General features: G+C 63.5%; 10 protein-coding genes. All 10 read left to right on the top strand.

Going from position 1 to position 11,753, the window contains the following annotated elements; genetic code table 11:
• The first annotated feature begins 268 nt into the window (after positions 1 to 268).
• Positions 269 to 1,513, top strand: coding sequence for an MFS transporter (locus AOQ71_RS03080; protein WP_057741525.1), 1,245 nt, complete (start codon positions 269 to 271; stop codon positions 1,511 to 1,513).
• Positions 1,514 to 1,731: 218 nt separating this feature from the next.
• Complete coding sequence (locus AOQ71_RS03075; protein ID WP_083513888.1) at positions 1,732 to 2,568, top strand: outer membrane protein; 837 nt, start codon at positions 1,732 to 1,734, stop codon at positions 2,566 to 2,568.
• Between the two features lie 167 nt (positions 2,569 to 2,735).
• On the top strand, positions 2,736 to 3,620 hold the full coding sequence (locus tag AOQ71_RS03070; RefSeq protein ID WP_057741522.1) for an outer membrane protein: 885 nt from the start codon (positions 2,736 to 2,738) through the stop codon (positions 3,618 to 3,620).
• Positions 3,621 to 3,694: 74 nt separating this feature from the next.
• On the top strand, positions 3,695 to 4,285 hold the full coding sequence (locus AOQ71_RS03065; RefSeq protein WP_057741519.1) for a glutathione S-transferase family protein: 591 nt from the start codon (positions 3,695 to 3,697) through the stop codon (positions 4,283 to 4,285).
• A gap of 17 nt (positions 4,286 to 4,302) precedes the next feature.
• Positions 4,303 to 4,767, top strand: a complete 465-nt coding sequence (locus AOQ71_RS03060) for a GNAT family N-acetyltransferase (protein WP_057741516.1) — start codon at positions 4,303 to 4,305, stop codon at positions 4,765 to 4,767.
• A 169-nt stretch (positions 4,768 to 4,936) separates the two neighbouring features.
• Positions 4,937 to 5,128, top strand: a complete 192-nt coding sequence (locus tag AOQ71_RS03055; RefSeq protein WP_245316666.1) for a hypothetical protein — start codon at positions 4,937 to 4,939, stop codon at positions 5,126 to 5,128.
• Between the two features lie 79 nt (positions 5,129 to 5,207).
• Positions 5,208 to 6,380, top strand: a complete 1,173-nt coding sequence (locus AOQ71_RS03050) for a phosphoserine transaminase (RefSeq protein ID WP_057741510.1) — start codon at positions 5,208 to 5,210, stop codon at positions 6,378 to 6,380.
• Between the two features lie 152 nt (positions 6,381 to 6,532).
• On the top strand, positions 6,533 to 8,122 hold the full coding sequence (serA, locus tag AOQ71_RS03045; protein WP_057741507.1) for a phosphoglycerate dehydrogenase: 1,590 nt from the start codon (positions 6,533 to 6,535) through the stop codon (positions 8,120 to 8,122).
• A gap of 268 nt (positions 8,123 to 8,390) precedes the next feature.
• Entirely contained in the window at positions 8,391 to 9,563 is a 1,173-nt protein-coding gene (locus tag AOQ71_RS03040) for a thiolase family protein (RefSeq protein WP_057741504.1), read from the top strand.
• Positions 9,564 to 9,759: 196 nt separating this feature from the next.
• Complete coding sequence (locus AOQ71_RS03035; RefSeq protein ID WP_057741501.1) at positions 9,760 to 11,733, top strand: methyl-accepting chemotaxis protein; 1,974 nt, start codon at positions 9,760 to 9,762, stop codon at positions 11,731 to 11,733.
• The last annotated feature ends 20 nt before the right edge of the window (positions 11,734 to 11,753 follow it).

Here is an 11,753-nt window from a genome sequence, read left to right as displayed (position 1 = left end):
GTATCGGAAAGATCGTGGGCACGGCGCAAGGGCGCCTTTGCCCACCTTACGATATCTGCGGTCGTAGCCCGGATGGAGCGAAGCGGAATCCGGGATTCGTGCAACGGCGATAACGGCCCCAGATTGCGCTTCGCTCCATCCGGGCTACGCGCTTCTTCGAAAGACCGGCCCCCGCATCCCAGCCATTTGCGATTGACGGTGGTTCGGCCGCCGCCATTATCGTACCTAGCAGATCGCGGCAATCTGCCGCCCCTGCCGGGATGCTCCAGTGAACAAGCCTGTCGTCGTCCATGCGGAAACCCTGACCGAGCCCGTCGTCGTCAGCGATGTCGCGCCCGCCAAAGCCGCAGGGCCGGCCTATGCCGTGCTCGCCGGCATCAGCTTCTCGCACTTCCTCAACGACACCATGCAATCGCTGATCGCCTCGGTGTATCCGATCCTGAAGGACACCTACGCGCTCGACTTCGCGCAGATCGGCATGATCACGCTGGCGTTCCAGTTCACCGCCTCGCTGCTGCAGCCGGTGGTCGGCCATTACACCGACAAGAAGGCGCAGCCCTATTCGCTGTCGATCGGCATGGCCTCGACCTTTTTCGGCCTCTTGCTGCTCAGCGTCGCACAGCGCTATCTCGTCATCCTCGTTGCCGCTGCGCTGGTCGGCCTCGGCTCGGCGGTGTTTCACCCGGAATCGGCGCGCATCGCAAGGCTCGCCTCGGGCGGGCGCTACGGCTTTGCGCAATCGGTGTTTCAGCTCGGCGGCAGTTTCGGCACCTCGATGGGGCCCGTGCTGGCCGCGCTCATCGTCGTGCCGTTCGGGCAGGGCAGCATCGCCTGGTTCTCCTCGATCGCGTTCCTCGCGATTCTCATCCTCTGGCGCATCGGCCGCTGGTACGCGCCGCAGATCACCGCGAGGAAAGCCGCGCCCGCGCATGCGCAACCCGGCGGACCGAGCCGGCGCCGTGTCGCCGTCGCGCTGCTGGTGCTGGTGGCGCTGCTGTTCTCGAAGCAGCTCTACGTCTCGAGCCTGTCGAGCTATTACATCTTCTACCTGATCGACCGCTTTGGGGTGTCGACGCAGGCGGCGCAAATCTATCTGTTCGTCTTCCTCGCCGCGAACGCTGTCGGCGCGTTCTTCGGCGGTCCCTTGGGCGATCGCTTCGGCCGCAAGATCGTGATCTGGATCTCGATCCTGGGCGCGCTGCCGTTCACGCTGGCGCTGCCCCATGCCGGGCTTTACGCGAGCGCGGTGCTGTCGGTCATCATCGGCCTCATCATCTCCTCGACGACATCGTCGATCATCGTGTTCGCGCAGGAGCTGGTGCCGCATCGCTTCGGCATGATCTCCGGCGTGTTCTTCGGCGTTGCCTTCGGCATCGGGGGCCTGGGCGCCGCCGTGCTCGGCAAGCTCGCCGACCACACCTCCATCGCGTTCGTCTACCAGGTCTGCGCCTATCTGCCGGCGATCGGGCTGCTCGCGGTGTTCCTGCCCAGGCTGCCGCAGCACAGGCGTTAACAAACCTTCTTTCTCTGCGTTGCGGCTTCATACATCGTTAGCAATTGCTGCCGCATTTTCGCATCGCTTGCGCCGCATCCGCGTGGCCGCTCAGAAAAAATCAACCTTAAAAATTAGGGTTAAGTGGCGCTTAAGCATTTGCTGCCATCGTCCGTTCCGTGAGTTTCCAGAACGTGGGGCATCTGCATTTTGCCTCACCGGCCATAAGGACGAAGCCAATGCGTTGCGTTAAGTCTCTCCTTGCCGCGGGTGCGGCATCACTGATTTCATCGATGGCTTTTGCCGCCGATATGCCGATTGCGGCTCCGCCCCCCATGTACGCGCCGCCCGCCCCGCCCGCCGATTTCGGCGGCTGGTATTTGCGTGGCGATATCGGCTTCAGCAATCAGCAGTTCAAGGATCTGCATAACACCAACGCGGCGCTCTACGCGCCGGTGGTTTCCTTCCAGCAGACCTCGACGGTCAACACCGGGGGGATCTTCGATGTCGGCGTCGGCTATCGGGTCAATAACTGGTTCAGGGCCGACGTCATCGGGCAATATCGCGGCAAGACGAATTTCCTGGCCACCGATTCCTATACGTTCACGAACGCCGGCGTCGTCACGCCGGGAGTCGATACCTACACCGGAACCAAGTCCGAATGGCTGGTGATGGCGAACGCTTACGTCGACCTCGGTACATGGTGGTGTGTCACTCCGTTCATCGGCGCCGGTGTCGGTGCGGCTCGCGTGACCATCGACAATCTCGTGGACACCAACACGCCCACAAACGGTGTCAACCTCGCTGGTTCAGGCTCGAAATGGAATTTGGCGTGGGCAGCGCATGCGGGTCTCGCCTACAAGATCAATCCGTCCACCACGCTCGAACTGGCCTACAGCTACGTGAGCCTGGGTGACGGCGTCACGGCAAACTCGCATAATTTCAATGCGCCGCTCAGCCCCTATGTCTGGCAGGTCAAGAACATCACGTCGAACGACCTGAAGCTCGGCGTACGCTGGGAGCTCAACACGCCGCCGGCCTACGCCCCGCCGCCGCCGCTCGTCACCAAGGGCTGATCGCGAGCCTCATCGCTTAACGTCTCTTAACGGCGCGGGATCATCCCGCGCCGTTTTGCTTTGCATTTTTTCATGGCGAGCGGCGGCGAAAACCTCGGACGCAACCATTGATTAAGGTTAACGAGCGATGATCACGCTGAAGAGTTCGAGTCCGATGGAGCGTTGCAATGCGTAGGCTTTGGTTGGTGGCGGCGGTGTTCGGATCTGTGTCCGCCGCACAGGCGGCCGACATGCCCGATCTGCCCGTCCTGCGCGGCGGCTTCACCGACGGTCTGTCCAAGACGTCCCACAATTGGGACGGCGCGTATTTCGGCGTCAATGGCGGCTACACGGCCGACGCGACCGATTTCAGCCAAAGCGTGGTCGGCCTGACCAACTTCATCTTCCGCAACAGCGTGCTGCAGCAGCCGACGGCGAGTTGGTCGCTCATGAACAAGACCAACACGCAAGGCACGAACTTTGGCGCCTTCGTCGGCCGCAATTGGCAATGGTACGATGCCATTCTCGGTCTCGAGGGCACCTACAGCTACTTCAACAACCTCTACACGCAGACCAGCGGTTCCAATCAACTCGACATCATCAATCCTGCCGGTGACATTCACCCCGACAACGTGACCGATCATTGGAACGTAAAGTTGACCGGCACCGCCGCGGCACAGGTCAAGGACATGATTGCGCTCCGCGGCCGCGTGGGCTGGGATGGCGGCGATTTCATGCCATACGCGTTCGCTGGCGCTGCTGTCGGCCGCATGGACGTATCGCGTACCGTGACAAGCGACGTGACGTTAACCCAGGTGATGACGACGACGGTCGGTGGCGTCACGACGATCCTCGTGAACGGACCGAACCCCGTTCCCGCGCAGTCGCAGACGCAGACCCAGCATAGAACCAACGCCTTCGCGGTGGGCTTCGTTGCCGGTCTCGGCGTCGAGTATTGCATCTGGGACGGTCTGTTCGCGCGCGTCGAATACGAATACGTGAAATTCTCGCCGGTCATGAACACCTCTGTGACGCTGAACAATGCGCGCGTCGGGCTCGGCTACAAGTTCTGACACGACTTCGCTGCGTCGCGGTTGACAGGCTCGCTGCAGCCTGATGCTCTGTCGCCTCTGATGAGGCGGCGGCAATGCAGATTTACGGCGACAGCAATTCCGGCAATTGTCTGAAGGTGAAATGGGTGTGCGATCATCTCGCATTGCCCTATCGCTGGATCGAGATCGACACGCGCAAGGGCGAGACGCGCACGCCGCAATTTTTGGCCATGAACGGCGCCGGCCAGGTGCCGACCGTCGCCTTCGACGACGGCCGCACCCTGGCGCAGTCCAACGCCATCATCCGCTATCTCGCCCGCGACAGCGCACTCATTCCGCGCGACGCCTTTGCTGCTGCCAAGATGGACGAATGGCTGTTCTGGGAGCAGTACAGCCACGAGCCCTACATCGCGGTGTGTCGTTTCCAGATGGTCTATCTCGGCAAGTCAGCCTCCGAGCTCGATCCTGACAAGGTCAAGCGCGGCTATGCGGCGCTGGACCGCATGGAGGCGCATCTTGCCGCCAGCAGCTTCTTTGCCGGCGATGCGGTCTCGCTAGCGGATGTCTCACTGCTCGCCTATACGCGCGTTGCGCATGAAGGCGGCTTCGATCTCTGCCGCTATGCCGCCACCCGCCGCTGGGTCGGCGAGGCCGAGGCGTTTCTCGGCCTGCCATCTGCGCGCTGAGCCTGGAGTGCTCGTCGATGAATGAAAGATCCGTTTCCATCCGGCCTGCGCGACGCGAGGACGTCGCGGCGATGATCGCGATGCTCGCCGATGACCAGCTCGGCCGTGCCCGCGAGCGGTTGGAGGACCCGCTGCCTGAGGTCTATTACGAAGCGTTCGAACGCGTCGAACGCAGTCCCAATCTTCAGCTCGTGGTCGCCGAGAGCGAGGGCAGGGTGGTCGGCTGCCTGCAACTTGCACTTCTGCCCGGCATCAGCTCGCAAGGCGGCATCCGCGGGTTGCTCGAAGATGTTCGCGTTGCCTCTGATTGCCGCGGCCGCGGCATCGGCGAAAAGCTGGTGCAATGGGCTGTTACCGAAGCCAAGGCGCGCGGCTGCAGTCTGGTCGAACTGCTCACGCATTCGAGCCGCGTCGATGCGCAGCGCTTCTACAAGCGGCTTGGATTTTCGGCGAGCCATGTCGGCATGACTGTGCGTTTTTGATGCAGCTCGAATGGCCGTTGCGCCATCAGCGAAATCGGATCGCGCGTTCGTTCATCTTAACAGCTGATAAACTACCCCTTGGTCGTTCGCGTGGATCGAGGAACGAACGGTGCTACGGAGCGTCAGTACCGGGCTCGGTCGGTTCGGGGATTCAATGACAAGCTATTCCATGATCAAGGTCGGCAACGACTACGTTGTGCAGGCCAACGACAAGTGCATTTTGAAGGTCAGCAGCCGCCGCCGCGCCGCGCAATTGATCAGCGAGGCCACGGACTTGCTGAACGCGCTCGCCGCGGTCGAATCCCCCGATATCGCGCCGGAATTGCCTGCACTCCGCCGTGAGCCACCGGAAGTTTCTTGACTGATCTTCCTGTTTCCCGTATCAGCCGCGGCGGGACACCTCCCCCCAACGGGAGGCTTACTATCTGGAAGGGTAGATCATGACTGTAGCGAAGCCCGCTTCGCGGCCGACCGTGCCGCATTTCTCCTCCGGCCCCTGCGCCAAGCGCCCCGGCTGGAACGCCCAAAATCTCAAAGACGCAGCGCTCGGCCGGTCGCATCGTGCGAAGGTCGGCAAGACCAAGCTCAAGCTCGCGATCGATCTGACGCGCGAAGTGCTTGAAGTGCCGGCAGATTATCGCATCGGCATCGTGCCGGCGTCCGATACCGGCGCGGTCGAGATGGCACTGTGGTCGCTGCTCGGGGCCCGGCCCGTCACCACGCTCGCCTGGGAATCCTTCGGCGAGGGCTGGGTCAGCGACATCGTCAAGGAATTGAAGCTCAAGGACGTCACCAAGCTCAACGCTGGATACGGTGAGATTCCGGATCTCTCCAAGGTCGATCCCAAGAGCGATGTCATTTTCACCTGGAACGGCACGACTTCAGGCGTGCGCGTGCCGAACGCCGACTGGATCAAGGCAGACCGTGAAGGTCTCACAATCTGCGACGCGACGTCTGCCGCCTTCGCGCAACCGCTCGATTTTGCAAAACTCGATGTCGTCACTTTCTCCTGGCAGAAGGCGCTCGGCGGCGAAGCCGCGCATGGCATGCTGATCCTCTCGCCCCGCGCGGTGGAGCGGCTCGAGACCTACAAGCCGGCCTGGCCGCTGCCGAAAATCTTCCGCTTGACCAAGGGCGGCAAGCTCAACGAAGGCATCTTCGTCGGCGAAACCATCAACACGCCGTCGATGCTCTGCGTCGAGGATTATCTCGACGCGCTGAACTGGGCCAAGTCGATCGGCGGCCTCAAGGCGCTGATCGCGCGCGCCGACGCCAACACCAAGGTGCTGGCCGACTGGAAGGCGAAGACGCCGTGGATCGACTTCCTGGCCAAGGACGCTTCGATCCGCTCCAACACCTCGGTGTGCCTGAAGTTCACCGACCCTGCGATCACCTCGCTGTCGGACGACGCCCAGGCGGAGTTCTCCAAGAAGCTGGTCGCGCTGGTCGAGAAGGAAGGCGCCGGCTACGACTTCGCCTACTACCGCGATGCACCGGCCGGCCTGCGCATCTGGTGCGGAGCCACCGTCGAGGCGAGGGACGTCGAGCTGCTGACGCAGTGGATCGATTGGGCCTTTGCCGAGACCAAGGCTACGCTCGCCAAGGCGGCGTAAGCCAAACCAAATCCTCGTCATGGCCGGGCTTGACCCGGCCATCCATCCATCAAGAGAGATGGATCCGCGGGTCTCAAGCGCGAAGACGTGCTTTCCGCTTTTGCCCGCGGATGACGTTCCGTAACTGCAGCTCGCACCAACGGATCATTCCCATGACCAAGCCCAAAGTTCTCATTTCCGACGCGCTCTCGCCCGCTGCCGTGCAGATCTTCAAGGACCGCGGCGTCGAGGTCGACTTCCAGCCCAACCTCGGCAAGGACAAGGACAAGCTCGCCGAGATCATCGGCAATTACGACGGCCTCGCGATCCGCTCGGCGACCAAGGCGACCGCCAAGATCCTGGAGAAGGCCACCAGGCTCAAGGTGATCGGCCGCGCCGGCATCGGCGTCGACAATGTCGAGATCCCGGCCGCCACGGCCAAGGGCATCATCGTGATGAACACGCCGTTCGGCAATTCGATCACGACCGCCGAGCATGCGATCACGCTCATGCTGGCGCTGGCCCGCGAGATTCCGCAGGCCGACGCCTCGACCCAGGCCGGCAAGTGGGAGAAGAACCGCTTCATGGGTGTCGAGATCACCGGCAAGGTGCTCGGCGTGGTCGGTTGCGGCAACATCGGCTCGATCGTCGCCGACCGCGCCCTCGGCCTGCGCATGAAGGTGATCGCGTTCGATCCGTTCCTGTCGCCGGAGCGCGCCAAGGACATCGGCGTCGAGAAGGTCGAGCTCGATGACCTCCTGAAGCGCGCCGACTTCATCACGCTGCACACGCCGCTGACCGAGAAGACCAAGAACATCATCGACGCATCAGCGATCGCCAAGATGAAGAAGGGCGTGCGCCTGATCAACTGCGCCCGCGGCGGCCTCGTCGACGAGCAGGCCGTGGTCGATGCGCTCAATGCCAAGCATATCGCCGGCGCCGCCTTCGACGTGTTCGTCGAGGAGCCCGCGACCTCGAACGTGCTGTTCGGCCATCCCAACGTGATCTGCACGCCGCATCTCGGCGCCTCCACCACGGAAGCCCAGGAGAACGTCGCGCTGCAGGTCGCCGAGCAGATGTCGGACTACCTCCTCACCGGTGCGATCTCGAACGCGGTGAACTTCCCGTCGATCACCGCGGAAGAGGCGCCGAAGCTCAAGCCCTTCATTGCGCTGGCCGAGAAGCTCGGCTCGTTCGCCGGCCAGCTCACCGAATCAGGCATCCTCAAGGTCGAGATCACCTATGAGGGCCACGTCGCCGAGATGAAGATCAAGGCGATCACCTCGGCGGTGCTGTCGGGCCTGCTGCGCCCGATGCTGGGCGAGGTCAACGTGGTGTCCGCGCCTGTCGTCGCCAAGGAGCGCGGCATGGTGGTCGACGAGATCGTCCGCGCCGCCCAGAGCGACTACGAGAGCCTGATCACCGTGACGGTCGCGACCGAGCGCCAGGAGCGTTCGGTCTCCGGCACCGTCTATCATGACGGCAAGCCGCGCCTCGTCGACGTCAAGGGCATCCGCGTCGACGCCGAGTTCGGCAAGTCGATGATCTACGTCACCAACGAAGACAAGCCGGGCTTCATCGGCAGCTTCGCGAGCCTCCTGGGTGATGCCAAGATCAACATCGCGACCTTCCATCTCGGCCGCGTCGCGCCGGGCTCCGATGCCATCGCGCTGATCGAGGTCGACGGCGCGGTGCCGGCCGACGTGCTCGCCAAGGTGCAGGCGCTGCCGCAGGTCAAGCAGGTCAAGGCGCTGAGGTTCTGAGTAATCGTCATTCCGGGGCTCGCGAAGCGAGAACCCGGAATCTCGAGATTCCGGATTCGGCTCTGCGAGCCGCTCCGGAATGACGATCATCATATCATATATTCCGACACGCGGAACAACGCCGCCCCATCTCGTGAGGGGCGGCGTTTTTTGTTGATGGATCGACCCGCTTTTTCTCCCGCTCTCCGCAAACTTTGTGTACCAATGGCGGCAAGAGCGTTTCTGACCAACGCCTCCGTATCAGTCGTTCGAAAGAAGGGAGAAAACAATGCGTGAAGCCGTCATCGTTTCCTATGCGCGCACGGGCCTCGCCAAATCCGGCCGCGGCGGGTTCAACATCACGCCGCCAATGTCGCTCGCGGCGCACGCCATCCACCACGCGGTCGATCGCGCCGGCGTCGAGAAGGATTATGTCGAGGACTGCTATCTCGGCAATTGCGCCCATGGCGCGCCGAACATCGGCCGCCAGGCCGCGCTGCTCGCGGGGCTGCCGAAGAGCACCGCCGGCGTCTCGGTGAACCGCTTCTGCTCCTCGGGGCTGCAGACCATCGCGATGGCCGCGAACTCGATCCGCTCCGACGGCGCCGACTGCATCGTCGCCGGCGGCGTCGAGAGCATCTCGATCCCCGGTGGCGGCTCGCCGAAGGAGTCGATCGATCCGGAATTGCTCAAGAGCGCGCCCGACATCTTCATGGCGATGATCGACACCGCCGACATCGTTGCCGAGCGCTACAAGGTCAGCCGCGAATACCAGGACGAATATTCGCTGGAATCGCAGCGCCGCATGGCCGCCGCGCAGCAGGCCGGCAAGTTCAAGGAAGAGATCGTCCCAATGAAGACCAGGATGAAGGTGGTCGACAAGGCCACCAAGGCCGAGAGCATCGTCGACTACGTCGTCGACCGCGACGAGTGCAACCGGCCCGAGACCACGCTTGAAGGTCTTGCCAAGCTCGAGCCGGTGAAGGGTCCCGGCAAATACGTCACGGCCGGCAATGCCAGCCAGCTCTCCGACGGCGCCGCCGCCGTGGTGCTGATGGAAGCCAAGGACGCCGAGAAGCGCGGCCTCGAGCCGCTTGGCCGCTTCGTCGCCTGGGCCGCCGCGGGCTGCGAGCCTGACGAGATGGGCATCGGCCCGATCTTCGCCGTGCCGAAGCTGCTCAAGCGTCACGGCCTGAAGATCGACGACATCGATCTCTGGGAGCTCAACGAGGCCTTTGCCAGCCAGTGCCTCTATTCGCGCGACAAGCTCGGCATCGACCCCGAGAAGTACAACGTCAACGGCGGCTCGATCGCGATCGGCCATCCCTTCGGCATGACCGGCGCCCGTCTCACCGGCCATCTGCTGCAGGAAGGCGCCCGCCGCAAGGCCAAATGGGGCGTCGTCACCATGTGCATCGGCGGCGGCCAGGGCGGCGCCGGCCTGTTCGAGATCTACAGCTGACCTGACGCGCAGAGATGTGAGAGGCACGGCGCCAAATGCGCCGTGCCTTTTCGTTGTGCAGCCAAGATGCACTCGGTGCACTCTTGCATGCATTGTGTCACAAAGCACGTAATCCTACGTGCCTGCAAATTAACGGAACTTTTCACGCATTACGGCCTCATGAACCGCATCTGTCATCACCGGCTTTGCGATCACGATGCGGCTTTTCTCTCTGCGGCTTACTCACAAGATCACTGCGATCGGCGTCATTGGCGTCGTCGGCGTCGTCCTGATCGGCGGCATTCATCTCTACGGCGAGCGCGCGATGGGAATCTCGCGCGACGCCGCAGAAAAAGCGCGCGCGGTGTTCGAGCTGAACGGCAGGATCGCGGTCGAGCTATTGGAGGCGCGCCGCGCCGAGAAGGATTTCCTGCTGCGCAGCGACCCCGCGCGGGCGCAGCGCCAGGTCGAGATCTCGCGGCAGGTCGCGCCGGACATCGAGACGCTGCGCGGCAGGATCGCAGCGCTCGGCAAGCCCGAGCTGGCGCAGAAGGTCGACGCGATGAACGCGTCGCTGAAGACCTATCAGGCGCACTTCGCCGCGGCGGTCGAGGAGCGGCAGCGCCTCGGGCTGGATGAGAATTCAGGCCTCGAAGGCCGCCTGCGCGGCTCCGTCCACGAGATCGAAGGCAAGGTCGATCAGCTCCACGATGCCTCGCTCAAGGTGATCATGCTGATGATGCGCCGGCACGAGAAGGATTTCATGCTGCGTCGCGACGCCAAATATGGCGGCGAGATGCAGAAGCGCGCATCCGAATTCCTCGCCGGCCTCGATGCCGGCGCGATTCCCGATGCCGCCAAGGCCGAGCTGCGACAGAAGCTCTCGGATTATCAGCGCGACTTCTCCGCCTGGATGGAGACGGCGCTCAAGCTCGCGGGCGAATTGAAGGCGACGTCGGAGGCGTTTGCGACCGTCGAGCCCGTCATCGAGCAGGTCTCGAAATCGGTCGACATCATCCGCATCGAAGCCGACAAGCAGAACGAGGCGGAGCGCGAGAGCATCCAGTTCTGGATCGCAATTGCGATCGCGCTGATCGCAGCTTGCGTGCTCGGCCTCGGTGTCTTCATCGGCCGTTCGGTCGCAAAGCCGCTGTCGGCGATGCGCACCGCGATGATCGAGCTCGCCAACGGCAATTTCGCCATCGTGTTGCCCGGCCTCGGCCGTCCCGACGAGATCGGCGAGATCGCGCAGGCCGTCGAGACTTTCAAGATCAACGCCGAGCGGAAGGTGCGCGAGGAGGCGGAGGAGAAGATCAGGCAGGACAAGCTCGCTGCCGAACGCCGCCGCGCCGACATGATCAGGATGGCGGATCATTTCGAAGCCGCGGTCGGCCGCATCGTCGAGGCGGTGTCGTTGGCCGCCACCGAGCTCGAGGTCTCCGCGACCTCGCTCACCTCCACCGCGAGCCGGTCGACCGAGCTTGCGACGCTGGTCGAGGCGGCCTCGGAAGAGGCTGCGACCAACGTGCAGTCGGTGGCATCGGCCACGGAGGAGCTCACCGCCTCCGTCCACGAGATCAGCCGTCAGGTGCAGGCCTCCGAGCGCATCGCGGGCGAGGCCGTCAGCCAGGCCGGCCAGACCAACGATCGCGTCAGCGAATTGTCCAAGGCGGCCGCGCGCATCGGCGACGTCGTCGAACTCATCAATGCGATCGCAGGCCAGACCAACCTGCTCGCGCTGAACGCCACCCTCGAGGCCGCGCGCGCCGGCGAAGCGGGACGCGGCTTTGCCGTGGTGGCCTCGGAGGTGAAGGCGCTGGCCGAGCAGACGGCGAAAGCGACCGGCGACATCGGCCAGCAGATTTCGAGCATCCAGTCCGCGACCGAGGACTCGGTCGGTGCGATCAAGACCATCGGCGGCACCATCGAGCGCCTGTCCGAGATTTCGTCGACCATCGCGGCCGCGGTCGAGCAGCAGGGCTCCGCGACCGGCGAGATCTCACGCAACGTCCAGAGCGCGGCGGCCGGCACCATGCAGGTCAGCGCCAATATCAGCAATGTCAGGCAGGGCGCGGTCGAAACCGGCTCGGCATCGGCGCAGGTGCTGTCGGCGGCGAAATCGCTGTCCGGCGACAGCAACCGCCTCAAATTCGAGGTCTGCAAGTTCCTCGATACGGTGCGCGCGGCGTAACGCGCATCTGCCCAGGCTTA

Origin of the sequence: Bradyrhizobium manausense (assembly GCF_001440035.1) — a bacterium.
Classification (GTDB): Bacteria; Pseudomonadota; Alphaproteobacteria; order Rhizobiales; family Xanthobacteraceae; genus Bradyrhizobium; species Bradyrhizobium manausense.
The sequence above is the reverse complement of the archived record's forward strand: the minus strand, read 5'-3'. Positions and strand labels throughout refer to the sequence as shown.

Bases quoted from the DNA above. Each gene is read 5' to 3' on its own strand.
- AOQ71_RS03050 (WP_057741510.1), top strand. From the start codon at position 5,208: ATGACTGTAGCGAAGCCCGCTTCGCGGCCGACCGTGCCGCATTTCTCC.
- AOQ71_RS03035 (WP_057741501.1), top strand. From the start codon at position 9,760: ATGCGGCTTTTCTCTCTGCGGCTTACTCACAAGATCACTGCGATCGGC.
- serA (WP_057741507.1), top strand. From the start codon at position 6,533: ATGACCAAGCCCAAAGTTCTCATTTCCGACGCGCTCTCGCCCGCTGCC.
- AOQ71_RS03040 (WP_057741504.1), top strand. From the start codon at position 8,391: ATGCGTGAAGCCGTCATCGTTTCCTATGCGCGCACGGGCCTCGCCAAA.
- AOQ71_RS03060 (WP_057741516.1), top strand. From the start codon at position 4,303: ATGAATGAAAGATCCGTTTCCATCCGGCCTGCGCGACGCGAGGACGTC.
- AOQ71_RS03065 (WP_057741519.1), top strand. From the start codon at position 3,695: ATGCAGATTTACGGCGACAGCAATTCCGGCAATTGTCTGAAGGTGAAA.
- AOQ71_RS03055 (WP_245316666.1), top strand. From the start codon at position 4,937: ATGATCAAGGTCGGCAACGACTACGTTGTGCAGGCCAACGACAAGTGC.
- AOQ71_RS03070 (WP_057741522.1), top strand. From the start codon at position 2,736: ATGCGTAGGCTTTGGTTGGTGGCGGCGGTGTTCGGATCTGTGTCCGCC.
- AOQ71_RS03075 (WP_083513888.1), top strand. From the start codon at position 1,732: ATGCGTTGCGTTAAGTCTCTCCTTGCCGCGGGTGCGGCATCACTGATT.